24 protein-coding genes are annotated in these 25,585 nt (G+C 64.8%); 15 read left to right on the top strand and 9 right to left on the bottom strand.

Annotated features, from left to right (window positions below; genetic code table 11):
* Positions 1-104: 104 nt before the first annotated feature.
* From pip to pqqA, 6 genes are all read right to left on the bottom strand, one after another.
* Complete coding sequence (gene pip, locus CO675_RS29260) at positions 105-1,076, bottom strand: prolyl aminopeptidase (RefSeq protein WP_097675249.1); 972 nt, start codon at positions 1,074-1,076, stop codon at positions 105-107.
* Positions 1,066-2,286: a pyrroloquinoline quinone biosynthesis protein PqqE gene (gene pqqE / locus CO675_RS29255; protein ID WP_097675248.1), complete on the bottom strand. Its 1,221-nt coding sequence runs from the start codon at positions 2,284-2,286 to the stop codon at positions 1,066-1,068. The genes pip and pqqE overlap by 11 nt, the downstream gene beginning before the upstream one ends.
* Positions 2,283-2,591 carry a pyrroloquinoline quinone biosynthesis peptide chaperone PqqD gene (gene pqqD, locus CO675_RS29250; protein ID WP_097675247.1) on the bottom strand — a complete coding sequence of 103 codons (309 nt, stop codon included), beginning with the start codon at positions 2,589-2,591 and terminating at the stop codon, positions 2,283-2,285. The genes pqqE and pqqD overlap by 4 nt, the downstream gene beginning before the upstream one ends.
* Before the next feature lie 9 nt (positions 2,592-2,600).
* Positions 2,601-3,356: a pyrroloquinoline-quinone synthase PqqC gene (gene pqqC / locus CO675_RS29245; protein WP_097675246.1), complete on the bottom strand. Its 756-nt coding sequence runs from the start codon at positions 3,354-3,356 to the stop codon at positions 2,601-2,603.
* A gap of 20 nt (positions 3,357-3,376) precedes the next feature.
* A complete protein-coding gene (gene pqqB, locus CO675_RS29240; RefSeq protein WP_097675245.1) occupies positions 3,377-4,306 on the bottom strand; it encodes a pyrroloquinoline quinone biosynthesis protein PqqB in 930 nt (309 codons plus the stop codon).
* A gap of 170 nt (positions 4,307-4,476) precedes the next feature.
* Entirely contained in the window at positions 4,477-4,557 is an 81-nt protein-coding gene (pqqA, locus tag CO675_RS29235) for a pyrroloquinoline quinone precursor peptide PqqA (protein WP_035635412.1), read from the bottom strand.
* Positions 4,558-4,880: 323 nt separating this feature from the next.
* Here pqqA and CO675_RS29230 point away from each other — a divergent pair, with 323 nt between their 5' ends.
* From CO675_RS29230 to CO675_RS29190, 9 genes are all read left to right on the top strand, one after another.
* Positions 4,881-5,138: a DUF6894 family protein gene (locus CO675_RS29230; protein ID WP_097675244.1), complete on the top strand. Its 258-nt coding sequence runs from the start codon at positions 4,881-4,883 to the stop codon at positions 5,136-5,138.
* A gap of 178 nt (positions 5,139-5,316) precedes the next feature.
* Complete coding sequence (locus CO675_RS29225; RefSeq protein ID WP_097675243.1) at positions 5,317-6,591, top strand: PQQ-dependent sugar dehydrogenase; 1,275 nt, start codon at positions 5,317-5,319, stop codon at positions 6,589-6,591.
* 73 nt (positions 6,592-6,664) lie between these two features.
* Complete coding sequence (locus CO675_RS29220) at positions 6,665-7,231, top strand: c-type cytochrome (protein ID WP_097675242.1); 567 nt, start codon at positions 6,665-6,667, stop codon at positions 7,229-7,231.
* A gap of 72 nt (positions 7,232-7,303) precedes the next feature.
* Positions 7,304-8,695 carry an amidase family protein gene (locus CO675_RS29215; RefSeq protein WP_097675241.1) on the top strand — a complete coding sequence of 464 codons (1,392 nt, stop codon included), beginning with the start codon at positions 7,304-7,306 and terminating at the stop codon, positions 8,693-8,695.
* Positions 8,696-8,697: 2 nt separating this feature from the next.
* Entirely contained in the window at positions 8,698-9,174 is a 477-nt protein-coding gene (locus CO675_RS29210) for a glutathione peroxidase (RefSeq protein WP_097675240.1), read from the top strand.
* Positions 9,171-9,425: a DUF3297 family protein gene (locus CO675_RS29205; protein WP_097675239.1), complete on the top strand. Its 255-nt coding sequence runs from the start codon at positions 9,171-9,173 to the stop codon at positions 9,423-9,425. Before CO675_RS29210 ends, CO675_RS29205 begins: the two co-directional genes overlap by 4 nt.
* A gap of 110 nt (positions 9,426-9,535) precedes the next feature.
* Positions 9,536-10,705 carry a mandelate racemase/muconate lactonizing enzyme family protein gene (locus tag CO675_RS29200; RefSeq protein WP_097675238.1) on the top strand — a complete coding sequence of 390 codons (1,170 nt, stop codon included), beginning with the start codon at positions 9,536-9,538 and terminating at the stop codon, positions 10,703-10,705.
* Between the two features lie 157 nt (positions 10,706-10,862).
* Positions 10,863-11,924, top strand: a complete 1,062-nt coding sequence (locus CO675_RS29195) for a V-type ATP synthase subunit I domain-containing protein (RefSeq protein ID WP_097675237.1) — start codon at positions 10,863-10,865, stop codon at positions 11,922-11,924.
* A 306-nt stretch (positions 11,925-12,230) separates the two neighbouring features.
* Positions 12,231-14,603 carry a TonB-dependent receptor gene (locus CO675_RS29190; RefSeq protein ID WP_245452974.1) on the top strand — a complete coding sequence of 791 codons (2,373 nt, stop codon included), beginning with the start codon at positions 12,231-12,233 and terminating at the stop codon, positions 14,601-14,603.
* Between the two features lie 273 nt (positions 14,604-14,876).
* On the opposite strand, the gene CO675_RS29185 is transcribed toward CO675_RS29190, so the two are convergent.
* Both CO675_RS29185 and CO675_RS29180 read right to left on the bottom strand, forming a co-directional pair.
* Positions 14,877-16,229 (bottom strand): malonyl-CoA decarboxylase, encoded by a 1,353-nt coding sequence (locus CO675_RS29185; RefSeq protein WP_097675235.1) that lies wholly within the window; start codon positions 16,227-16,229, stop codon positions 14,877-14,879.
* A 149-nt stretch (positions 16,230-16,378) separates the two neighbouring features.
* Positions 16,379-17,179 carry an AraC family transcriptional regulator gene (locus CO675_RS29180; RefSeq protein ID WP_198964783.1) on the bottom strand — a complete coding sequence of 267 codons (801 nt, stop codon included), beginning with the start codon at positions 17,177-17,179 and terminating at the stop codon, positions 16,379-16,381.
* 75 nt (positions 17,180-17,254) lie between these two features.
* Between CO675_RS29180 and CO675_RS29175 the strand changes: the two genes are divergently transcribed.
* From CO675_RS29175 to CO675_RS29150, 6 genes are all read left to right on the top strand, one after another.
* Positions 17,255-18,457, top strand: coding sequence for an MFS transporter (locus CO675_RS29175; RefSeq protein ID WP_097675233.1), 1,203 nt, complete (start codon positions 17,255-17,257; stop codon positions 18,455-18,457).
* 200 nt (positions 18,458-18,657) lie between these two features.
* Entirely contained in the window at positions 18,658-20,187 is a 1,530-nt protein-coding gene (locus CO675_RS29170) for an SUMF1/EgtB/PvdO family nonheme iron enzyme (RefSeq protein WP_097675232.1), read from the top strand.
* 24 nt (positions 20,188-20,211) lie between these two features.
* Complete coding sequence (locus tag CO675_RS29165) at positions 20,212-20,634, top strand: DUF4399 domain-containing protein (protein WP_097675231.1); 423 nt, start codon at positions 20,212-20,214, stop codon at positions 20,632-20,634.
* Positions 20,635-20,789: 155 nt separating this feature from the next.
* Complete coding sequence (locus CO675_RS29160) at positions 20,790-21,536, top strand: transporter substrate-binding domain-containing protein (protein ID WP_097675230.1); 747 nt, start codon at positions 20,790-20,792, stop codon at positions 21,534-21,536.
* A gap of 398 nt (positions 21,537-21,934) precedes the next feature.
* On the top strand, positions 21,935-22,753 hold the full coding sequence (locus tag CO675_RS29155; protein ID WP_050403146.1) for a formate/nitrite transporter family protein: 819 nt from the start codon (positions 21,935-21,937) through the stop codon (positions 22,751-22,753).
* Between the two features lie 60 nt (positions 22,754-22,813).
* Complete coding sequence (locus tag CO675_RS29150) at positions 22,814-24,550, top strand: bifunctional protein-serine/threonine kinase/phosphatase (protein ID WP_097675229.1); 1,737 nt, start codon at positions 22,814-22,816, stop codon at positions 24,548-24,550.
* Between the two features lie 237 nt (positions 24,551-24,787).
* On the opposite strand, the gene CO675_RS29145 is transcribed toward CO675_RS29150, so the two are convergent.
* Positions 24,788-25,576 carry a substrate-binding domain-containing protein gene (locus CO675_RS29145; RefSeq protein ID WP_097675228.1) on the bottom strand — a complete coding sequence of 263 codons (789 nt, stop codon included), beginning with the start codon at positions 25,574-25,576 and terminating at the stop codon, positions 24,788-24,790.
* Between the last annotated feature and the right edge of the window lie 9 nt (positions 25,577-25,585).

Raw genomic sequence — 25,585 nt, 5'->3', positions numbered from 1 at the left:
GCTCTCGGAGTTCAGGATGAGGGTGGTGAGCTCCTCACCCAAACATCGCCCGTAAAGAACGAGACGAGGGTACGCAGTCCCGGCGCGGTGACTGATGGCCTTTACTACGCCTTCGCCGCCAAATCGGCGATCGCCTTCATCACGGCGTTGCGGATGCCGGGATCGTAGAGGATGTGGCCGGCGCCATCGATGATGCGGACCTCGCTGTCCGGCCAGCGCGCGGCGAGCGCGTGCGATGTGGCGGGCGGGCACAAGAGATCGTAGCGGCCTTGCACGACGATGCCGGGAATGCCTTTGAGCCTGCCGGCCTCGTCCATCAGCTGGTGCGGACGCATGAAGCAATCGTTGGCGAAGTAGTGCGCCTCCATGAACGGCGTCGAGGGCAGGGCGCCTGATGCCTTGAGATCGAGCCGGGTCTGCTTCGGCGTGTGCTCCGACAACGTACGCTCGGTGTCGTGCCAGGCGCGCGCGGCCGGCGCGTGCACGGCGGCATCGGGATCGAGGATGCGGCGGTAGTAGGCCGCAAGCGGGGCTGCGCGCTCGTTCTCGGGCAGGAAGCTGAGAAAATCCTCGGAGAGGCCGGGATAGAAGCGCGGCAGGACACGCAGGAACACGTCTTCCAGCTCCTCGGCGGTGCCGAGAAACGTCGCGCGCAGCACCAGCCCGCTGACCCTGTCAGGATGGGCTTGCGCATAGGCCAGCGCCAGCGTCGCGCCCCAGGAGCCGCCGACCACCATCCACCGCGCGAAGCCGAAGCGTTCGCGGATCTTCTCCAGGTCGGCGATCAGATGCTGCGTCGTGTTGTGGTTGCGGCTGCCCTTCGGCCGGCTGCGGCCGCAACCGCGCTGGTCGAACAGCACGGCGTGAAAGCGCTCGGGATCGAACAGCCGGCGATGGTCGGGCTGGCAGCCGCTGCCGGGGCCGCCATGCAGATAAACCGCGGGGATGCCACCCTCGCACCCGACGCTCTCGACATGGAGCTCGTGGCCATCGCCGACATCGAGCCATTCCGATGTCAGCGGAGCAAACGGATCGGCGCGCCGCGCGGCCTTGCCGGCATCGGCATCAGGCGCCATGAGGTTTGTCCTGGTGTCCGTCCGCCTCCAGCGTGCCGCCGGCGAAGTTGCGGTAGAGGAAGCGGTTCTGCGTGCCGGCGGATTCCTGCTCGGCCTGCTTGAAGATCTCCTCATGCCGCGGCGATAGCGCGCAGGCCGGGTCGGTGTTGCCGGCATCGCCGGTCAGCGCAAAGGCCTGGCAGCGGCAGCCGCCGAAATCGTCTTCGCGGAATTCGCAGCTCTTGCACGGCTCCGGCATCCAGCCGGTGCCGCGATAGCGGTTGAAGGCCTCCGAGTTCTGCCAGATCCAGGCGATCGAGCGGTTTGAGCGCACCGACTCGAATTCCAGCCCGGTGATACTCTCGGCGGCGTGGCACGGCAGCACCTTGCCGGCCGGCGAGATGTTGAAGAACTGGCGGCCCCAACCGCCCATGCACTTCTTCGGCCGCAGCGCGTAGTAGTCCGGCACCACATAGTCGATCGCGAGCGTGCCCTTCAGGCGCACCTGGGCTTCCTCGACGATCCGGCTGGTCTCCTCGATCTGCTCGATGGTCGGCATCAGCGCGGCGCGGTTCTTCAGCGCCCAGCCGTAATACTGCACATTGGCGACTTCGAGCCGGTCGGCGTCGAGGTCGACCGCCATCTGGATGATGTCGGACAGCTGATGCAGGTTCTGCCGGTGCATCACCGCATTCACCGTGAGCGGCATGTCGAGCTCGCGGGTCCATTTCGCGACTTCGAGCTTCTTGCGATGCGCATCCTTCAGGCCGGCAACGCGATCGGCAACCATGGGCTCGTTGCCCTGGAAGCTGATCTGCACATGGCTGAGGCCGGCATCGGCCAGTGCCGACAGTCTGTCCCTGGTCAGCAGCACCGCCGAGGTGATCAGGTTGGAATACAGCCCGACATCGCTCGCGTGCTGCACCAGCTCGACGATGTCCTTGCGCGCGGTCGGCTCGCCGCCGGAGAAATGAACCTGCAGCACGCCGAGCTCGGCAAGCTCGCTCAGCACCCTCTTCCATTCCTCTGTCGTGAGCTCGGTCGAGCCGCGGTCGAGCTCGACCGGGTTCGAGCAATACGGACATTGCAGCGGACAGCGGTGGGTGATCTCGAGCAGCACCGCGAGCGGAATGCCGTAGGTCTCGGCCGCCGAGCGCGTCTGCTCGAGCACCGCGAGCCCGTCGGTCGGGCCTGCCGTCGTCGTCTTGTTGCCGGCGAGCGTGTCACTCATGCTGTGCTCTCGCGCGCTTCGGTGAGAAAGCCCTTGTCGGCCAGGTCCTGCAGCATTGCGATCACGTCGGTCGCGATCGCCTCGCGTGGTGCGGCGTATTTTTCGGCGAGCTGGTCCACCATCTGGGCGACGCTGCGCGCGCCGTCGCAGAGCTGCAGCACCTCGACCGCGATCTCATCCGGCGCCAGCACGCGCTCCGGCGCCAGGATCACCCAGACCTGCCGCGTCTCGTCGAATTTCAGCTTGGTGTGCCGCGGCAGTTTCGGCCGGCTGGTCTCGCTGACGCTGATGTTGCGGCTGGCCATTGCAGTTCTCTAGCTGGTCTTCGGCACGAAGGCGCCGGGCGGAATGTGGCCTTCGACATAGGCGTGATAAAGCGCGTCGAGCTGGACCCACAGCACGTTGGTCTTGAAGATCAGTGCGTTGCAGACCGCCTCGCGCTCGGCGGGCGTCTTGGCGTGCTGCTTGACGTAGTCGAGCGCGAAGCCGGCGTCGCGCGGCGCCTGGGTCAGGCGGCGGCTGAAATAACTCATGATGTCGGGATTGACGAAGTCGTAGTGCTTCAGCATCCCCGAGATGCGCTCCTCGTGCAGGTTCGGCGCGAACAATTCGGTGAGCGAGGAGGCGATCGCCTCCAGCGGCGTGCGGTCGCGGCAGAAATGCACATAGGCTTCCACGGCAAAGCGCGTCGCCGGCAGGATGCCTTCGGTGGACTCGACATAGGCGGAGTCGAGGCCGAGGCCTTCGGTCAGCTTCAGCCAGCGCTCGATGCCGCCCTCATTGCCGAGATCGCCGTCATGGTCCTCGATGCGATGGCGCCACTCGACCCGCGTCATGCGATCGCGGAAGCGTGTCATCACCATCGCGTCCTTCAGCGGGATCGTGCTCTGGTAGTAATAGCGGTTCAGCGCCCAGGCCTGGACCTGGCCCTTGTTGAGCTTGCCGCCATGCAGCAGGCGGTGGAACGGGTGCAGGCTGTGATAGCGCGTTGCGCCGATCGTGCGCAGCGTCGCCTCCATCGCCTCGGCGCTGTCGAGCGTGATGCCCTTGCCGATCGAGAGCGCGGTCATTCCAGAGGTAGGCACGACATTCACAGCACGATCTCCGTTCCGTCGGCGGGAATCTGCCAACCCGCCTGTTCGGCCGCCTTGCGTTCGGCCGAAGTCCCAAGCAGCGCCGGGTTGGAGTTGTTGATATGCAAAAACACTTTTCGTCCGATGTCGAGCCCGGCGAGGCTTTCGATCGCGCCCTGATCGCCCGACATCGCGATATGTCCCATGCCCTGGCCGGTCTTGTTGCCAAGACCCGCCGCGATCAGCTCGTCGTCGCGCCACACCGTGCCGTCGAAGAACACCAGGGGCGCGCCCTTGAGCCGTGATTTCAAATCGTCGGTCACCCGGGCGCAGGCGGCCAGGAAGTAGAAGTATTTGCCGCTGCGCTTGTCCGCAATACGCAGGCCGAGCGTATCGCCGACGCCGTCGGCGCCCGCCGGATGCGCCTTGCCCTCGAGATACCAGGCGCCCTTGCCGGGAACCTCGAACGGCAGCACCTCGAGCCCCGACGGCGATCCGTCGGGCAGGGCCGGCTCGAACGCCTCGTCGACCGCGATCGGCCGGCGGGCGACGTTCTTTTCGCTGAGCACGTTGAAGATGCTGTTCGCGCGCAGGATCGCCAGCACCCGCTCATGCGCGTAGATCGCAAACGGCGAGCCCTCGCGCATCGACAGCAGCCCGGCGACGGCATCGATCTCGCCATTGGTGAGGATGACGCCGGCGATCGGGCTATGACGCAAGGCGCCGTGCTTCGGATGCAGCTGCGGCGTCGCGATCAGCTGCTGACGCAGATCCGGCGAGGCGTTGACCAGGAACCAGTGCGCGCCATCGCCGCTGACGGCGATCGAGGCTTGCGTGCTCTGCAATTCGGGATGGTCGCTTCGCGCCGTCCTGCAGACGGCACAGCCGCAGTTCCACTGCGGAACGCCGCCACCCGCCGCGGCACCCAGGACGACGACACGAAGCATGATCCGTCCCCTGGAGACGTTAACTCGGACCCATCAACTCGGCCCAACAACTGGACCCAGAAACGTTACGAGGTGGACCCCGGCTTAGAACACACCCCCATGCTCGGGAGCGCGTTACGCCCGGATGTCCACCTGCGCTAAAACGCTAAACGTGTATAGGGCGCTGCCGCTTACTTGCGGGTGGCGCACATATACATGTTGATTTCCATGCCGACCGACACTTCGACGATCTTCGGTGCTTTCCAGGCCATTAGGCTCTCCTTGTTGCAACCGGACGAACTTTCCGCCCTGCAGTTAAACTACTGCGGTTCGAAAAGTTCGCCACTTAAATTTTTGGCAAGCTCCCCTGCGGAGGCGCATGCTGCACTGCGGAAAGCAAATCCGACCCACTCACAAATTTGTGCGCGCATTTCCCGTCAAAACCCGGTGCGATCAGACCTTTTTCCTGTTGTCCGCCACACGGTGAATGGTGATCTTGGACTAAGAGACAGGGGCCACGCGGTCCTCCAAAGGTCCTGATGACGATTCTGTGCTTCCCGGTGACGGGAGCGACTAACCGAGCCGAGTTCTGCCGATGCCACGCTATTTCTTCAATACCCGTATCGGCGACGAGCTGATCTCCGACCCCGATGGTGAGATCCTGCGGGATCCGGATCGTGCGTGGGAGATGGCGCGGGCGATGATTCGCGAACTTCTCAAGACCGAGGGCGCCGACGGCGCGCTGCTCAGCGCGGTCATCGAGGTGACCGACGACGAGGGCGAGATCGTGCTGGAGTTTCCATTCACCGAGGCGATTCTCGATCGCCCGGACCACTCGTTGACGAGGCACTGAGAGAGACAGGCACAGAGACACGCCGGCGCGTGGCCACAACCATGCGTTGGCCGATGTCAGCATGTTTCCGATTGCAATTGTCCGGACAAATTCGCAAGACTATGAACGGAAAGCCTGATAGCGCCGGTCGACCTCAATGGCGCAATGAACAAACGGCTTCCACCCAGGGGAGATCATCATGAAAAAACACTCGTTCGCACCGCGCAGCCTGCTGCTCGCGGGGGCCATGCTGGGAGCGTTGACGCTCTCCGCTGCGGCGCAACAGCCGGCGGCGGCGCCGGCTGCAGGTGCTGCACCGGCCGCCCAGCCGCTGCCGCCGGGCTCGCCCATGATCGGGCGTCCGGACAATGAAGCCGCTGCCAAACTCGCGCCGGTGGCACCGCCGCCGCTGCCGTCCGCGCCGGACAAGCTGCCGCTCGCCAAGCTCAAGGTGCCGGCCGGCTTCAATGTCGAGGTCTATGCCGCCGGCATGGCCAATGCGCGCTCGCTGGCGCTCGGCGACAAGGGCACCGTGTTCGTCGGCAGCCGGCTCGTCGACAAGGTCTATGCGATCGTCAACAAGGACGGCAAACGTTCGGTCAAGGTGATCGCCTCCGGCCTCTACCGTCCGAACGGCGTCGCCTTCAAGGACGGCACGCTCTACATCGCCGAGCTGTCGAAGGTCTCCAAGATCGACAAGATCGAGGACAATCTGGACAATCCGCCGAAGCCGACCGTCATCTACGACAAGCTGCCGAAGGACGAGGCGCATGGCTGGAAGTTCATCGCCATCGGCCCCGACAACAAGCTCTATGTTCCGGTCGGCCAACCCGGCAACAACGTGCTGCATGACGCCGATCACGGCCAGATCCGCCGCATGAATCTCGACGGCTCCGGCGCCGAGGTCTACGCGCTCGGCGTGCGCAACTCGGTCGGCTTCGACTGGAATCCCGAGACCAAGCAGATGTACTTCACCGACAACGGCCGCGACTGGCTGTCGGAGACGGTGCCGGAAGATGAACTCAACCGCGTCACCAAGGCGGGCGAGGATTTCGGCGCGCCGTTCTGCTACCAGGGCAACATCATCGACCAGGAGCTCGGCTGGGGCAAGAACTGCAAGGACTACACCGCGCCGGTCGGCCTGATGGGGCCGCATACCGCCTCGCTCGGCATGCGCTTCTACACCGGCAGCATGTTCCCGAAGACCTACAAGAACGCGATCTTCGTCGCGCGTCACGGCTCCTGGAACAAGTCGCAGAAGCAGGGCGGTGACGTCGTCGTCGTCAAGCTGAACAAGGACGGCACCGTGAAGTCGGTCGAGCCGTTCATGACCGGCTTCCTCGAGGACAACAAGTATGTCGGCCGCCCGGTCGACGTGATGCTGCTGAAGGATGGCTCGCTGCTGGTCTCCGACGACTGGAACGGCGCGGTCTATCGCATCAGCTACGGCAAGCCGAAGGTCGCCAACCAGTAAGCTGAAACCAGGGATCGGGGGCAGCGCGTGCTGCCCCCGATTTTCTTTTTGAACTGCATGCAAGGATGGACCGATGCGTAGGCTCGCAATCGCCGCGGCGCTGGCCGCTCTCAGCTTCTCCGCCAACGCCGAGACCATCCAGGAACGCACGGTCGCGTGCTTTGCCTGCCATGGCGAGCACGGCACGTCGGAAACCGAGAACACGCCGTCGCTCGGCGGCCAGCAGGCGCCCTATGCGCTGATCCAGCTCTTCATGTTTCGCGAGAAGCTTAGGGTATTCGACCCGATGAACGAGATGGCGAAGTCGATGACCGACGACGATCTGCGCACTTTCTCGGACTTCATCGCCACCTTGCCGAAGCCTGCGCCGCCCACGGAGGCCGGCGATCCGGCGCGGATGGCGCGCGGCCAGGCGCTGGTGCAGCAGAACCGCTGCAACACCTGCCACAACACCGATTTTTCCGGCAAGGACAACGTCCCCCGCATCGCCAACCAGCGCGAGGACTATCTCGCCAAGACGCTGGCCGAATACAAGGACAACAGCCGCCACGGCTACGACGCCACCATGGCCGACGTGATGCAGACGGTCACCAAGGAGCAGATCGGCGACCTTGCCTATTACATCGCGCATGTCCGCTGAAACATCGGGCGGCGGACGTCTGGTCTTGGCCTTCGTGCGGCGCTAAAACGCCTGCGTCATACGGAGTGTCTCATGCAGGATCTTTGGCGTCTGTCGGCGGCTGAACTCGCCTCCCTCATCAAAACCAAGAAGGTATCGGCGAAGGAGGCGGCCGAGGCCGGGCTCGCCCGGCTCGACGCGGTCAACCCCAAGATCAACGCGGTGGTCGATCACCGGCCGGACGACGTGCTGGCACAGGCAGCGTCGATCGATGCGGCCATTGCACGCGGTGGGGCGGTCGGGCCGCTGGCCGGCGTGCCAATCACCATCAAGGTCAATGTCGACCAGGAGGGCTACGCCACCACCAACGGGCTGAAGGCGCAGCGCGACCTCATCGCCAGGGTGGACAACCCGGTCGTCGCCAATCTGCGTAAGGCCGGCGCGGTGCTGCTCGGCCGCACCAATTGTCCGGCGGTGTCCTATCGCTGGTTCACCACCAACCTCATTCACGGCGACACCAAGAACCCGCGCGATCCCGGCATCACGCCGGGCGGCTCGTCGGGCGGCGCGGGCTCCGCGGTCGCCGCCGGCATCGGCCACATCGCGCATGGCACCGATATCGCGGGCTCGGTCCGTTATCCGGCCTATGCCTGCGGCGTGCACGGCCTGCGGCCGAGCATGGGCCGCATCCCCGCCTTCAACGCGGCGTTGCCGGAGCGTCCGATCGGCCCGCAGATCAGCGCGGTGTCGGGCCCGCTGGCGCGCACCGTCAACGATCTGCGCATCTCGCTCGCGGCAATGTCGGCGCCGGACTATCGCGATCCCTGGTACGCGCCGGTGCCGCTCGAGGGGCCGCCGCGCGAGAAGCGCGTTGCGATGTGCCTCAATCCCGATGGCCTCAATCCGGTGCCGGAAGTGGTCGCCGCGGTGGCCGACGCCGGCAGGCGCTTGCGCGACGCCGGCTGGATCGTCGAGGAGATCGCCGATACGCCGTCCCTGCGCGAGGCGGCGGAGATCCAGACCCGGCTCTGGCTCGGCGACGGCTATGAAGCCCAGCTTGCGTTCGCGGAACGCGAGGGCGATCCCGGCGCATTGGCCTGCCTGCGCGGCGTTCGCTCAAAAGTGCATCCGTTCGACCTGTCGCAGGCGCTGACCCGCCGCGCGACCCTGACGCGCGAATGGTTCGCCTTCCTCGACAAATATCCGGTGCTGCTGATGCCGGTGTCCGGCGAGCTGCCGTTCCCCGATCATCTCGACCGCAAGGACGAGGCCTCGTTCGCGCGGGTCTGGCACGCGCAGCTGCCGCAGATCGCGATCCCGTTCATGGGTCTTCCCGGGCTGGTCGTCTCCACGGGGCTCGTCGGGCGGATTCCGGTCGGCGTGCAACTGGTGGCTGCGCGTTACCGTGAAGATCTCTGTCTTGCCGCGGGTGAGGCGGTCGAGGCCGGCGGCACGCCGTCGGCTGCGATCGATCCGGTGAGCTGAAGATGCCGACGGTCTACGATTTCACCGCCAAATCGCTCGCCGGCGAGGACATGCCGCTGCGGGAGTTCGAGGGGCAGGTGCTGCTGATCGTGAACACCGCGAGCGCCTGCGGTTTCACGCCGCAATACAAGGGCCTGCAGGAGCTGCACGCCGGATTGTCGCCGCGCGGCTTTGCCGTGCTCGGCTTTCCCTGCAACCAGTTCGGCGCGCAGGAGCCGGGCGATGCGAAGCAGATCGCCGCGTTCTGCGAGACCAACTACGCCGTGACGTTTCCGATGTTCGCCAAGATCGACGTCAATGGCTCAGCTGCGCATCCATTGTACGAACACCTGAAACGTGAGAAGTCGGGCCTGCTCGGGCCGGCGATCAAATGGAACTTCACCAAGTTTCTGGTCGATCGCGCCGGCAAGGTCGTGGCGCGGCATGCGCCGACCGCCCGGCCCGAAGGATTGAAGAAGGAAATCGAGGCGCTGCTATGAGCGACGACACCAACGACCAATTTCCCGACCGCCTTTCGGTCGATCCGAACAGCCCGTACTACAACGCGGAGATTCTTTCGCGCGACGTCGGCATCCGCTTCAAGGGCGCCGAGAAGACCAATGTCGAGGAGTACTGCATCAGCGAGGGCTGGGTGCGGGTCACCGCGGGGAATGCCAAGGACCGTTACGGCAATCCGCTGACCATCAAGGTGCACGGGCCGGTCGAGCCGTATTTCCGGGATAAGAAGTAACCACCGTCATTCCGGGGCACGCGAAGCGTGAACCCGCAATCTCGAGATTCCGGGTTCGATGCTTTGCATCGCCCCGGAATGACGCGCCTAGCAACTCTGAAAGCAGCACCATGTCCGTCCGCATCGTCGACGTCCGCGAGGTGACGAAGCCGATCTCCTCGCCGATCCGCAACGCCTATATCGACTTCACCAAGATGACCACGAGCCTGGTTGCCGTGGTCACCGATGTGGTGCGCGACGGCCGACGGGTGGTCGGCTACGGCTTCAATTCCAACGGCCGTTACGGGCAGGGCGGTCTGATCCGCGAGCGCTTTGCGCCGCGGCTGCTCGAGGCCGATCCGAAATCGCTGCTCGACGCTGATGGCGCCAACCTCGATCCGGACAAGGTCTGGTCGACGCTGATGTCGAACGAGAAGCCGGGCGGCCATGGCGAGCGTTCGGTTGCGGTCGGCACCATCGACATGGCGGTGTGGGACGCGGTGGCCAAGATCGCCGGCAAGCCGCTGTTCCGGCTGCTTGCCGAGCGCCATCGTTTGACCGCCAATCCGCGCGTGTTCGTCTACGCCGCCGGCGGCTACTACTATCCGGGCAAGGACCTCGGCGCATTGCGCAAGGAGATGCGCGGCTATCTCGACCGCGGCTACAACGTCGTGAAGATGAAGATCGGCGGCGCGCCGCTCACTGAGGACCGCGAGCGCATCGAGGCGGTGCTGAAGGAAATCGGCAGCAGCGCGCAGCTTGCGGTCGACGCCAACGGCCGCTTCGATCTGGAGACCGCGATCGCCTATGCCAAGATGCTGCGGGAGTATCCGCTGTTCTGGTACGAGGAGGCCGGCGATCCGCTCGATTATGCGTTGCAGGCCGCGCTGGCCGAGTTCTATCCCGGCGCGATGGCGACCGGCGAGAACCTGTTCAGCCACCAGGATGCACGCAACCTGATCCGCTACGGCGGCATGCGGCCGGACCGCGACTGGCTGCAATTCGACTGCGCGCTGTCCTACGGGCTCTGCGAATATCAGCGCACGCTCGCGGTGCTGAAGACCCATGGCTGGTCGCCGAGCCGCTGCATCCCGCATGGCGGCCACCAGATGTCGCTCAACATCGCGGCCGGCCTCGGCCTCGGCGGCAATGAGAGCTATCCCGACCTGTTCCAGCCCTATGGCGGCTTCCCGGACGGCGTGCGCGTCGAGGGCGGCCATATCGTGATGCCCGACCTTCCCGGCATCGGCTTCGAGGGCAAGTCCGACCTCTATGCGGAAATGAAGGCGCTGGCGGCGTAGGCGGTGCCATCCGGCAGGCTCGCGTTCGCCTGCGAAATAACTTGAGCGTCGCTCAAAATAATATTGAACGTTGCTCACGTTCCGATATACTCATACGGGAGAGGCGCCTTCCGCGGATCCCCGGGGAGGCGCCCGAACCGGCAATGAGGATCACCGCATGCCATATTCAGCGAAGAATCTCCGGGACGCCGCCGATGCCGGGGTGATCAGCGCCGCTGATCTGGACCGGCTGCTGGCCTTCCTGGCAAGCCATGACGGGCCGGGCGCGGCCGGTGATGCAGGCCCGGCGGCCAGGTTCGATGCCGCCCATGTGCTCTGGTACGCCGGCGCGCTGATCGTGATCGGCGCCATGGGCCTGTTCTCGACCCTGGCGTTCACCCAGATGGGCGGACGGGCGCTGACGGCTTGCGCGGTCGCCTACGCCACCGCGTTCGCCGTCGCCGGTCACCATCTCTGGTACGGCAAGGATCTGCGGGTTCCCGGCGGCTTGCTGATTGCGATCGCGGTCTCGATGGCGCCGCTTGCGGTCTATGGCATCCAGGACGAGCTTGGCTGGTGGGGCAAGTTCGGCAAGCCCGGAACCGTGCAGGACTTCTACGTCTGGGTGAAGGGCAGCTGGATCTTCATGGAGATCGCGACCGTCGTCGCCGGAATCGTCGCGCTGCGCTATTTCCGCTTCGCCTTCATCGTCGCGATCATCGCGTTCGCGCTGTGGTTCATGTCGATGGATCTGGCGCCGTGGTTCAGCGGCACGAACTACGCCGACTTCGAGACGCGGCGCCGGGTGTCGGTGTGGTTCGGATTGGCCGTGCTCGCGGTGGCCTGGATCGTCGACTATCGCAGCCGCAATGGTGACTTTGCGTTCTGGCTGCACCTGTTCGGCCTGATGGCGTTCTGGGGCGGCATCACCGCGTCCGAAGGGTCCACCGAACTCTCGAAGGCGGTCTATTGCCTGCTCAACGTCGGTCTGGTCGCGATTGCGGTGATCCTGATGCGGCGCGCCTATGCGGTGTTCGGGGCGTTCGGCATCTGCATCTATCTCGGACATCTCGCCGACGTCGTCTTCAAGGACTCGCTGTGGTTTCCGTTCTCGCTGTCGCTGATCGGAATTGCCGTGATCGCCGCAGGCCTCGTCTACCATCGCAACGAGCCTGCGATCTCCGCCTGGCTCGAGGCGCATCTGCCGGCGGGGCTGCGGCCGCGGTCCGCCACCGCGTGACGCGGCTGCGCATCGAGAGGTCGCTTTAGAACCGGTACAATCTGGAATTCCTACAAGAAGCGCGGCGCGCGAGCGCCGCTCTTCGTTTCCCGGCGCAAATCCGGAAGCCGACAGAAACCATTTGCATCCTTGACTTTTCCAACCTGGCGCGCGCTTCGCGCAACGCCTGCGCGCTTTCGTCGCGACTTTATTCCGGCCTCACGGAAAAATTTTCTCAAGTCCGTCGTCTGGACGCACCGCGCCTCACCTCTCTAGAGGACAGCGCATCGCCTTCACGCAAGGCGACAGTTGTTTGGGGACGACGTCATGACATCAGGATCACAGGCCCGCGGCCGCGCTGTTTTGATTGCGAAGCTGTCGCTGCTCACGGCGAGTTATCTCGCACTGAGCGTTCCGCTCGTGTCTTCCGCCGCGCAGGCACAATCGACGCCCTCGCAAGCCGGCGCCTCGACGCTGCCGCCGGTGACCATCACCCCGCCGGCCGCGCAACGCCGCCGCAGCGCGCCATCGACATCGCGCAGCACGACGGCCGCGCGCGGCCGCCGCACCCAGACGGCGCGGCGGATCGAGCCTGCGGCCGCGGCAACACCGTTCACGGAATCGCAGGATGCCCGCACCGGTACATCGGGCTATTTCGCCAACAGCACATCGGTTGCGACCAGGACCAACACCGCCATCGTCAACATCCCGCAATCGCTCAACGTCGTGACGCGGGAGCAGATCCGCGACCAGAACTACCAGGGCGTCACCGACGTCACCCGCTACGTTCCCGGCGTTGCCGTGCACCAGGGCGAGGGCAATCGCGATGAGCTCGTGATCCGCGGCGTCGATTCCAGCGCCAATTTCTTCGTCAACGGCTTCCGCGACGACGTGCAGTATTTCCGCGACACGTACAATGCCCAGAGCATCGAGGTGCTGAAGGGCCCGAGCGCGCTGACCTTCGGCCGCGGCGCCGGCGGCGGGCTGCTCAACCGCACACTCAAGGAGGCCGACGGCAACCGCGTCTACGAGGCGACGGCGCAGACCGGGTCATGGGGCGATCGCCGCGTCACCCTCGATGCCGGACAGGCCATCAACGAGAACGTCGCAGCAAGGCTCAACGTGTTCTACGAGGGCGCCGACGCCTTCCGCGATTTCAATCACCTTCAGCGCTACGGCATCAACCCGACGGTGACGCTGAAGCCCGACGACAACACCAAGATCAAGCTAAGCTACGAGTACTTCCACGACGAACGTACCGCCGACCGCGGCAATCCCTCGCAGGGCGTGCCGGGCGGCGCAACCCGCTTCAACCCGACCGCGCCGTTCGCGCCGAACGGCGACTTCTCGACCTTCTTCGACAGCCCGCGCCTGAATACCGCGCAGGCGACGGTGCAGACCGGCATGGCCATCATCGAGCACGATTTCGAGAACGGGCTGACGGTGCGCAACGGCACCATCGCCGCCGACTACCAGAAGTTCTACCAGAACATCTATCCGACCGGCGGCGCGCTCGCGGGCGCGGTCAACCCGGCGGACACCGCGGTCAATCTCGGCGCCTATCAGCACACGACCAACCGCGACAACGTCTTCAACCAGACCGATTTCACCTACAAGACCTGGACCGGTCCGTTGTTCCACACCGTCGGCTTCGGCACCGAATTCGGCCGCCAGAGCGGCGTCGACATCCGCAACACCGGCGTGTTCCCGAACGGCACCAACACCATCGTGCAGAACCCGTTCGCGCCGACCTATTTCGGTGCGGTGACGTTCCTTCACCATTTCACCGGCACCAATACCGACGGCGTCACCACGCCGGACTCGAACAGCCGCTACGCGCTGAACATCCAGTCCGGCTATGTCAGGGACACTATCGAAATTTCGCGCGCGGTGCAGATCATCGCCGGCGCGCGGTTCGACCGCTTCGACATGTCGGCGACCGACATGAACACCAACACCAATCGCGGCCGCGTCGACAATCTGGTGTCGCCGCAGGCCGCCCTGATCATCAAGCCGATCGAGCAGATGTCGGTCTACACCGCCTACAGCATCTCCTATCTGCCGGCCTCCGGCGACCAGTTCAGCTCGCTGACCGACGGCACGCTGATCCTGCAGCCGCAGCGCTTCGAGAATGTCGAGCTCGGCATGAAGTGGAATGTCAATCCGAAGCTGTTGTTCTCGACCGCCGTCTACAATCTGAACCGCACCAACCAGCCGATCCCCGACGGCAACAATCCCGGCTTCTTCTTCCCCTCGGGCAGCACATTGACCCGCGGCGTCGAGGCGAGCCTGACCGGCCATGTCACCGAGCAGTGGCAGTCGTCGCTGGCCTATGCTTATACGGATGCGAAGATCACCGGCGCCACTTCGCCGACCGTGGTGCCCGGCAACCGGGTCCAGCTCGTGCCGTACAATCAGTTTGCCTGGTGGAACAAGTATCAGTTCACGCCGATGTGGGCGGCCGCGCTCGGCGTGATCTATTTCGGCGATTCCTTCGCCTCGTCCGACGACACCGTGCGGCTGCCGAGCTTCGTCCGCTTCGATGCGGCGGTCTATGCCAAGATCGACGAGACCTGGACCGCCCAGCTCAATGTCGAGAACATCTTCGACAAGGGCTATTGGGCCTCCGCCGACGGCAACAACAACATCTCACCGGGGCAGGGGCGGACGGTAAGGCTGACGGCGCGGGCGAGGTTTTAGGCGCCGGCCATGATGAATGCGGGGATGACGGCGTGAGAATTGTAGCGAGCAGCTTCCCCACGCCGTCGTCCTGGCGAAAGCCAGGACCCATAACCACCGAATTCGATTGAGAGTGAAATAGTGGCCCCAGCGTCGCACAACAACATGCAGTCGGGGTAATGGGTCCTGGCTTTCGCCAGGACGACGCTGAATACATTCACATTCTCTCAGGATGACGGTGTTGGAACGCGCTCCCTGTCGTCGTTGCAATGACGCGGAGAGAGTGTCGGCCCGTCACCCCAGCCGCATATCCAGCAGCCGGCGGCCTTCGCCCTTCAGCAGCTTCTTCACCGCGCTCGAGGCGATTACCTCGCCGGTGTTGGCATAGGCCTCATGGTTCTTCTCGATGTCGTCGAGGCGGTAGAGGTAGTTGACCATCACGCCGGCGGATTCGCGCAGGCCCTTGGGCGAGAGATCGCCGAGCCAGTTGATCCGCTCCAGCCGCGCGCCGTTGCCGAGATGGAAGCGCGCAACCGAATCGATCTGCCGTCCCTTCGGCGTGCGTGCCTTCAGGAAGTAGTACGCGGCGAGCGGCTCCAGCACGGCGCGCAGCTGCGCGGCAAGTTCGGCGTTCTCGAACCAGTCGGGCTTGCCGAGGCTTTCCAGGAGCTGACGGTCCTCTTCGGTGAGCGGCACGTCATCGGCCTGCTTGATCCACTGCATGAAGCCCGGCACCGGCGACAGCGTCACGAAATTGTCGAGCTTGGGCAATTCGCGGCGCAGTTCCTCGACCACCTGCTTGATCAGGAAGCTGCCGAACGAGATGCCGCCGAGCCCGCGCTGGGTATTCGAGATCGAATAAAACACCGCGGTGCGGGCCTTCTCGACCGGCACCGGCTCGCGCTCTTCGGCGAGCAGCGGAGCGATCGCGCCCGGAATGGCTTCGGTCAGCGCGACCTCGACGAAGATCAGCGGCTCGTCGGCCAGCGCCGGATGGAAGAACGCGTAGCAGCGGCGATCCACCGGATCGATGCGGCGGCGCAGATCGTCCCAGTCGCGGATCTCGTGCACGGCCTCATAGCGGATGATCTTCTCCAGAATATTGGCCGGCGACGACCAGTCTATCCTGCGCAGCACGAGGAATCCCCTGTTGAACCAGGATGAGAGCAGATGCACCACGTCGCGATCGAGCGCGGCGAGGTCCTTGTTGCCCTTCATCAATGAAAGCAGATCCGAGCGGATCGACACCAGCTCGCCGGTGCCGCCCGGCGCGCGATTGAGCCGGCGGATCAATTCCTGGCGGCGCGGCTCGGAGGCGAAATGCAGGTCGCTGGCGTCGTCGCCATTGGCTTTGGCGCGCCAGCTCTCGATCGCCTGCGCCAGCCTGGCGTGATCGGGGCCGAAATCGCGGGCCAGCGTCTGGAAGAACGACAGGCGGCCGGCGGCATCGAGGTGATGGTAGCGGTCGAGCACTTCGCGCGCCATCGCGGTGCCGGAGGCCTCGCCGCGGCCGGACAGCAGCGCCTCGCACAATTCCAGCAGTTCGGACGCATCCTGCTTGTCGTCGGCCGGGCTGGCGCGGCCGAGCAGGACGCGGCCGCGTTCGGAAATTGTCGAAAGCAGATCGGAGAAGAAGGCGTTGGCCATGGGCAGTTCGTATCCAGCGGGTCGTATTCAGTGAAGCCGGACCTTATACGGGATTTAAGGTCGGGAGGACTGCAGTCAAGCGGATGGATCGTACGGAAATATGTCGCAGGGCGACAGCGGTATAATTCGTCGCCGATGACCAATCGGGTTCACGTTTTCTCCGCGAACGCGGTCGGTGTCTTGCCGGTGACCTGGCGGAACGCATGGGAAAATGCCGGCACGCTGGCATAACCGAGGTCGGAGGCGACCTGTTTGACCGAAACGTTGGCGCTGGTCGACAGGCGTTCGATCGCGGCCGCGATGCGGGCGCGCTGGCACCAGCTCTTGAAGGACAGTTGCGTCTCCGCCGAGAACAGGCGCGAGAGTGTCCGCGCCGAGGTGCCGACCGTGCGCGCCAGCGCATCGATTTCGTGGTCCTTGGTCGGATCGGCCAGCACGATGTCGGCGGCGCGGCGGCAGCGCGGCTCCTGCGGCAGCGGGATGAAGGTCGCGGAGTCCTCGGCCTGGTGCAGTTCCAGCATCACGAGCCTGATCAGCAACTCGGTGCGCTCGCGTCCGCATGCGGCGTCGAACAGCGCAAGGATCGCCTGGTGCACCAGCGGCGACACCCGCACCACGAATTCATGGTCGAGGCTGTCGCTGCGCTTCTCGCGTGCGAGCCAGGCCCGGTCGAAATACAGCGTGCGCATCTCGATATCGGCAAGCACGTCGATCGCGTGCGGCAGCAGGGCAGGGACCCACACCGCGCGGTCCGGCGGCACCAGCCAGCGGCCCTTCGGCGTCGTCACCTGCATGGTGCCGCTCGCGGCATAGACCAGTTGCGCCTCGCGGTGCATGTGCGGGTCGAGGCGGACGCCCTTTTGGTAGCTGCGCGCGACCATGTGCACGCCATCGCCGGTGACGCGCCGGTCCTTGTGGAGGGCTCTTATTGGCGGCTCAGCGATAGTCATTGGCGACATCCCGTCAGGACAAGCACCTATAACCTATTTTCGAGCAATTGAAGAATCGCGCGAGAGACGTGCCTCATGAGCAGCCCAACGAATAGCCCAAGGAACAATCCAAGCCGGGTGATCAGCTTCGTCAACGCCGGCCATTTCATCGACCACTATGCGATGCTGATTTTCGCCGCCGCCGTCATCATCATGGGCCCGGCGCTCGGCATGGCCTATTCGGAGCTGCTGCCCTATGCGACGCCGGGCTTCATCGCCTTCGGCGCCGGCTCGCTGGTCACGGGCTGGCTCGGCGATCGCTGGAGCCGCCGCCACATGATGGTGATCTTCTTCGTCGGCATCGGCCTGTCGATGATCTCGGTCGGTTTCGTGCAGACGCCGCTGCAGCTTGGCGCGGCGCTGCTGGCGATCGGTATCTTCGCCTCGATCTACCATCCGGTCGGCACCGCGATGATCGTGTCCTATGCCGAGAAGCTCGGCGCCCAGATGGGGATCAACGGCGTCTGGGGCAATCTCGGGGTTGCCTCGTCGGCGCTGGTCACCGGCGTGATCGGCCAGTATCTCGGCTGGCGCTGGGCCTTCATCGTGCCGGGCACGGTCACCGTGCTGGTCGGCATCGCCTTTGCGATGACGGTGGTGCATGAGGACCGCAAGGGCTCGAGGCAGGCCGCGGCGCAGGTGCGCGTCGCCAAGGAAGACATGTGGCGGGTGGTGCTGTCGCTCTTGATCGTGGTGATCGCGATCTCGACCACGTTCAACGCGGTGACGGTGGCGCTGCCGAAGCTGTTCGCGGAGCGGCTCGCCGATCTGACCAGGAGCCCGGCGCTGCTCGGCGTGATCGCGGCGGGGGTCTATGTGTTCGGCGCAATGACGCAGTACACAATCGGCAAGTTGCTCGACCGATATTCGCTGAAGACGGTGGCGCTGCCGCTGTCGTTCCTGCTGGCGCCGTTCCTTTATCTGGCGGCGAGCCTGTCCGACCTGCCGCTGATCGTGGTCTCGATCGGCATCGTGATGGGTGCGTTCGGCCAGGTCACGGTGAACGATGCAATGGTCGGCAAGTACACGACAGAGGAATGGCGCTCGCGTGCCTATGCGGTCCGCTACTTCGTCGGCTTCACGGCGGCGGGCGCCTCCGTCGGCCTGGTGGCCTGGCTGTACGACCAGGGCGGCTTCTCGATGATGCTGCGCGCGTTCGCGGCACTGTGCCTCCTGGCGATTGCGGCCGCGATCATCCTGCCCCGCGAGATCCGGACGCCCGCCGCGCAGGTGAACTGACGCGGTCGGTTTGCCGCGGCATTTCCGCCTGAAATGAGCCCCAAGCGCCCGACCGGATGGGCGCTTTTCGCGCATCGCACAATTGTATCCCCAAACTTTGTCCGGACCCGGCGGTGTGATACGCTCCACGAGGGCCTTCGGGCCGAAGGCGCCGGTTGCGCCGATCACTGCCATTTGTGGTTTGTGGAGCAGCCGAAGCCATGGGCGAAATTCGCGACTTCAGATCCGGCAAGCCGGGCAAGCCACCGCCCGGCGAAGCGATGCCGCGCCGCCTTGCCGCGATCGTTGCGGGCGATATCGCCGGCTATAGCCGGCTGATGCAGCTCGATGAAGAGGGCACCCACAACCGCGTCAAGCGGCTCGAGCGCGATCTGGTCGAGCCCACCATTGCCGAGCACCACGGCAAGCTGGTCAAGACCACCGGCGACGGCTTCATCGCGATGTTCGACAGTCCGGTCGAGGCCGTCCGTTGCAGCATCGTGATTCAGCAAAACATGATCGGCCGCAATGCGGCGATCGCGAGAGACCGCTGGATAGAGTACCGGATCGGCGTCAATCTCGGCGACGTCATCATCGAGGCCGACGATATCTTTGGCGACGGCGTCAATGTGGCCTCGCGTCTGGAAGGGATAGCAGCGCCCGGTGAAGTCTTCATCTCCGGCGGCATCTACGAGCAGATCAAGCACAAGATGGTCTGCGGATACGAATCGCTCGGCGACAAGAAGGTCAAGAACATCACCGATCCGGTCCGGGTTTATCGCGTGCTGCCGGACGCCGCTGCGTACCAGAGGACGCGCCGGCGCCGTGAGTCCATCCTGCTTACGCTGCTCGGATTGGCGATCGCGATCATCGCCGCCGGTGCGCTTTGGTACATGCTCGCGCAGCCGCGCGGCAAGCTGTCCGAGGTGGCGCGGGCGCCTTCGGCTCCCCCGGCGGCTCAGCAGCCGGCACCGAGCCCGGCACCAGCGCAAACCGCAAGTCCGGCCCCAAGCATAGCGCCGACACAGCAGACGTCACCACAGGCTGCACCGTCAACAAGTCCTGCGGCGTCCGTGCCGGAGCCCGAAACGATTGCGCTTCAAGGCGGCAGCTTCTCGATGGGGAGCAATGACGACCCTTCGGAACGGCCGATCCGCAGGGTGACGGTCAAGTCCTTCGCCATGGGCAAATATCCGGTCACCGTGCGGGAATGGAATGCCTGCGCGGCGGCCAAGGCGTGCGGTTTCACCGCCACCGGCAAGGACGACGTTCCGGTCACCAATGTGAGCTGGAGCGACGCGAAACAGTATGTGGCATGGCTGGCCGAGCGCACCGGCAAGGCCTACCGACTGCCCAACGAAGCCGAATGGGAATATGCGGCGCGCGGCGGCACGCAATCGAAATACTGGTGGGGTGACCAGATGCAACCGGGCAACGCCGGCTGCAAGGACTGCGGCGGCGACAGCGCAGCCGAACAGCCGGTAAAGGTCGGCAGCTTCAAGGCCAATCCGTTCGGCCTTTACGACATGGGCGGCGGGGTCGATCAGTGGGTCGAGGATTGCTGGCACAGGAACTATCAGGGCGCCCCCGCCGACGGTGCGGTGTGGTCCGGCGGCGACTGCACCTCCCATGTCATTCGTTCCGGCTCCTGGAAGAATGACGCGCGCTATGTCCGTCCGGCCAACCGCGACAACTACGACACCAATGTCCGCTACCCGACCCACGGTTTCCGGGTCGCGCTGTCTCCCTGAGCAGTCGCCAGGTTTGGAGGGACTATGAAAAGTGCAGGCTTGATCATCCTCGCTGCGGCACTAGCGCTCGCGGTCCCGGCCAACGCGCAAAACAAACCGGCGGGGAAAGACACCAAGCTGTATTTCATCTGGCCGCACGACGGAGCCAGGCTCAAGAGCCCGTTCGCGTGCCGCTTCGGGCTGCGCAACATGGGCGTCACCCATGCCGGCGACGAATTTCCGAACAGTGGCCATCACCATCTGCTGATCGATGTGGACGAGCCGCTCAATCCGAATGAGCCGATTCCGTCGGACAAGTCTCACCAGCACTTCGGTGCGGGCCAGACCGAGACGCAGCTCGATCTGGCGCCCGGCAAGCATACCTTGCAGCTGGTGCTGGGCGACGCCAAGCACTATCCATTCAATCCGCCGGTCGTCTCCGAGAAGATCACCATCCGGGTCAAATAGGCCGATACGGATAGCTCCCTTGCGCGAACCGCCGCTTGCGCAACGCGGCCTCGTGCGGTTTGTTGCGCGCCGCCGGGCGCAAGACCCGGCGTGGAGGGCGTCTGATGTTGTCTCGACTGCTGCGTCTGGCCGGCCTCGTTCTGGGAGTGATTGTCATGGCCGTATCCGCCAACGCCGACGCCTTGAAGGATCAGATCGCGCCGACCGGAAAGCTCCGGGTCGCGATTGCGATCAGCCCGGCGGGCGGCGCATTCTGGTCGACCAAAACCGCGAACGGCTATGCCGGCGTTCCCGTCGATCTCGGCCGCGAGATGGCGGCGCAGCTCGGCGTTCCCGTCGAATACGTCGTGCACCAGAATTCCGGGCAGATCACCGACGCTGCGGCGAAAAACACCTGGGATGTCACCTTCCTGCCGAGGGATCCCGAGCGCGAAACGAAGATGACGTTCGGGCCGATCTACGAGGTCGCCGACGCCACCTACATCGTGAGACCAGGCTCGAAGATCACGAATTTCGCCAGCCTCGACCAGGATGGCGTCAAGGTCGCCGCCGTCAACAACACCACGACCATGCGTGGCGCGATCGCGCATCTCAAGCATGCCAAGGTCACGGGTTATCAGACCTATGACGAGATCTTTCATCTCCTGGAGAACGGCGAGGTGGACGCCTTCGCACTGTCGCGCGACCAGCTCATGGCGATGGCGAAGAAGATTCCGGGCACGTGCGTGCTGGACGAGACCTTCAAGCAGACCGTGACTGCGGTCGCGGTGCCGCTCGATCATGCGCTCGCGGCTGCCTTCGTCACCAAATTCATGACGGAGGCGATCGCCAACGGCACGCTGCGCAAGGCTTACGACAATAACGGCCTGAAGGACGCGCCGGTCCGTACCGAGGTAAAGTAGACCGCACCGGCCGCGCGGCGACGTTCGCTCCGCGGCCCCTGCCGGCCACGCGTCGGCCTGGGCGACATCTGTGCAAGCTGCATAAATCGGCGCCACCACACCGGCCGGTTCCGGCGGCGGTCATCTAAGTAATTGTATTAAAATGATTTTCTTTCCCGACGCCAACGTCTCCAGTTGGCATATCCATTGCTTTTGATTGCATCAGTCAACGACGACTGCCGTCCTCCGGATCGCCGAAGCCAATGCAGGCCGAGGTGAGGGGATCAAGGCGCCCCGCTCGGGCGCCGCGAGCAATCGTTGCACCCCCTAACTCCCCCGGACGGACGAGCAATTCAATCAACCCGCGTCGCTTCCGGCAGGCAGCCGGCGCGGCCGAATTGCGCAAGGGGAATTTACGAATGGCTTATCTCGCACCGTCCGAATTCGTCACCAAGATGGTGGACGCCGGCGAATCCAAGATCTTCATGTCGACGCGCGATACCGTGATCCGCGCCTACATGGCCGGTGCGATCCTGGCGCTGGCGGCCTGGTTTGCCGTGACGATCAACGTCAACACGGGCCAGCCGCTCGTCGGCGCCTTGCTGTTTCCGGTCGGCTTCGTGATGCTCTATCTGCTGGGCTTCGACCTGCTGACGGGCGTGTTCGTGCTGTCGCCGCTGGCGCTGCTCGACAAGCGCCCCGGCGTCACGCTCGGCGGCGTGCTGCGCAACTGGGGCCTCGTCTTCATCGGCAACTTCGCGGGCGCGCTGACGGTGGCGTTCATGATGGCATTCGTGACGACCTTCGGCTTCACGCAGGAGCCCGACAAGGTCGGCATGACCATCGGAAACGTCGGCGAGGCGCGAACGCTGGGCTACGCGGCGCACGGCGCGGCCGGCATGGCCACGCTCTTCATCCGCGGCATGCTCTGCAACTGGATGGTTTCAACCGGCGTCGTCGGTGCCATGATCTCGACGACGGTGCCCGGAAAGGTCATCGCGATGTGGATGCCGATCCTGGTGTTCTTCTACATGGTGTTCGAGCATTCGGTCGTGAACATGTTCCTGTTCCCGTCGGGACTGATGCTGCATGCCAAGTTCTCGATCATGGATTACCTGATCTGGAACGAGATCCCGACCGTGCTGGGCAACCTCGCCGGCGGCCTCGCCTTCACCGGGCTCACGCTCTACACGACGCATGTGAAGACGGCGCCGAAGCGCCAGCGCCTCGCGGCTTGATCCTGGCCTGCTTATGGGGCTCTCCTGTCACGGAGGGCCCCATTCGCATTGGGACGGTCGATGCCGCGCGCGCTGACAATATCGGTCGGGCAATTCTCTGATCAGGGCCGCAAGGACACCAATCAGGATTTCCACGGCGTCTTGATCCCCGACGAGCCGCTGCTCGGCCTGAAGGGCATCGCCGTGGTGCTTGCCGACGGCATCTCCTCGAGCAGCGTCAGCCGGATCGCGGCGGAGTCCGCGGTCAAGAGCTTCCTGACCGACTACTACTGCACCTCGGAATCCTGGTCGGTGAAGACCTCGGCGCAGCGGGTGCTGGAGGCGACCAATTCCTGGCTGCATGCGCAGACGCGGCGCAGCCAGAACCCCTACGACAAGGACAAGGGTTACGTCTGCACGCTGAGCGCGCTGGTGATCCGCTCGACCACGGCGCATCTGTTCCATGTCGGCGACTCCAGGATCTACCGCGTCGCGGGCAACAGCCTCGAGCAGTTGACCAACGACCATCGCGTCGTGCTGTCGTCGCAGCAGAGCTATCTCGGCCGCGCGCTCGGCGTGAACCCGCAGCTCGAGATCGACTACCAGAATCTCCGGCTGGAGCGCGGCGACACTTTCCTGCTGGTGACCGACGGCATCTACGAGCACGTCCCCGCGCGACAGCTGGCGAAGACGATCAGGGATGGCGGTGCCGATCTCGATGCCGCCGCGAAGTCGATCGTCGCACAGGCCTATGAGAATGGCAGCCCGGACAATCTCACCGCGCAGATCATCCGGATCGACGAATTGCCCGACGGCGACGCCAGCGAGGTGTTCGGTCAGCCCACCGAGCTGCCGCTGCCGCCGCTGCTCGATGCACGGATGCTGTTCGACGGCTACCGCATCGTCCGCGAGCTGCATGCCTCGCACCGCAGCCACATCTATCTCGCGGTCGACGAGGAGAGCGGCACCACGGTCACGATCAAGATCCCCTCGATCGACCTGCGCGACGATGGGGCCTATCTGAAACGCTTCATGCTGGAGGAGTGGGTCGCCCGGCGGATCGACAGCCCGCATGTGCTGAAGCCGTTTCTGCCGCAGCGCAAGCGCAACTTCCTCTATGTCGCGATGGAGTATATCGACGGCCAGACCCTGACGCAGTTGATGATCGACAATCCCGCGCCGTCGCTCGAGACGGTGCGCGACATCACCGAGCAGATCGCAAAGGGGCTGCGCGCGTTCCACCGCAAGGAGATGCTGCACCAGGACGTCAGGCCCGACAACATCATGATCGACCGGACCGGCACGGTGAAGATCATCGACTTCGGCTCGACGCGAATCTCCGGCGTCGCCGAGGCGATGCCGGCGGGCGTCGAGGATATCCTTGGCACCCAGCAATACACCGCGCCGGAGTATTTCCTGGGCGAGGGCGGCACCGCGCGCTCGGACCTGTTCTCGCTCGGCGTCGTCACCTATCAGATGCTGACGGGACGCTTGCCCTTTGGTGCGCAGATCGCGCGCGCCCGCACCCGATCCGACTTCAACCGGCTGGTCTATCGTCCGGCGGCGCATGGCGGCCGCGACATCCCGAGCTGGGTCGACGGTACGCTGGAGCGCGCCGTGCACGTCAATCCGCTGAAGCGCTACGACAGCTTCTCCGAGTTCCTGTTCGACCTGCGCAATCCCAACGCAAGATATCTGACGACGTCATCGACGCCGCTGATCGAGCGCAACCCGGTGCTGTTCTGGAAGTCGACCACGCTGCTGCTGGCGCTGGTCGTGGTGCTGCTGCTCGCCTACGGCGCGCATCACCTTCGCTAGCGGCGCCAAATCCGCCAACCTTTCCCTGTCATTCTGACGTAAAGGCTTCGCCTTTGTCGCTGGAGGTGCGAGCGGCGCCACGTACTCCACGGTCGTCCCGGCGAAGGCCGGAACCCATACGCCGCGGCGGATGTCGTAGGCAAGACTCGTCGTTCCATCGGCGCGCAGCAATCGCCATCGGTGGTTATGGGTCCCGGCCTTCGCCGGGACGACTTGAGGAGAGGGAGGTGGCCGCACCTAATGCGTCGCGCCGGCGGCAATCGGATCCAGCCCGCTCTTGACCAGCGCGTCGTGCGCATCCGGCGAGGCGAGGAAGCTGATCAGCGCCTTGCCAGCCTCGGGCTCCTTCGAGACGGTTGCGATGCCGGCGGAGAACACCGTGATCTTCTGCAACGGCTCCGGCAGCGGGCCGACGATGTCGATGCCGGCAACCGGCTTCAGCTCCGAGATCTGCTGCAGGCCGATCTCGGCCTCGCCTTTGGCGACGATCTCGCCGACCGGGGTCGCCGGGATCATCCGCGCCTTGTCCTTCATCTGGTCGGCGATGCCGAGCTTGCCGAACATCTCGGTCGAGACATAGACGCCGCTGGCGCTGTCGGAATAGGCGACCGATTTTGCTGCCAGCAGCGCCTGCTTGACGGTGTCGGCCGAGCCGATGTCCGGCTTTGGCGCGCCTGATTTCACCGCAATGCCGATCGGCGACTTCACGAGGTCGACGCGGCTGTCCGCCACCACCTTGCCCTGCTTGATCAGGTCGCCGAGCGCATAGCCGACCATGATCAGCACGTCGGCCGGCTCGCCGCGCGCCAGCCGCACCGGAATGGCGTTGGTCGTGGTGCCCATCGACGGCCCGAAGGCGGTCACCACCTTGTGCCCGGTCTTGCGCTCGAACTCCGGCACCAGCGCCTTGTAGGCCGCGGTCAGCCCGCCCGAGATCATGACGTGGACTTCGGCGGCGGATGCGGCTGACGTGAGGGCGAGGGCGCCGATGACGGCGAGCGTGAGGGTGCGGAAGGGGGCGCGCATGGAGTTTCT

Source organism: Bradyrhizobium sp. C9 (genome assembly GCF_002532045.1).
Lineage (GTDB): Bacteria > Pseudomonadota > Alphaproteobacteria > Rhizobiales > Xanthobacteraceae > Bradyrhizobium.
The sequence above is the reverse complement of the archived record's forward strand: the minus strand, read 5'-3'. Positions and strand labels throughout refer to the sequence as shown.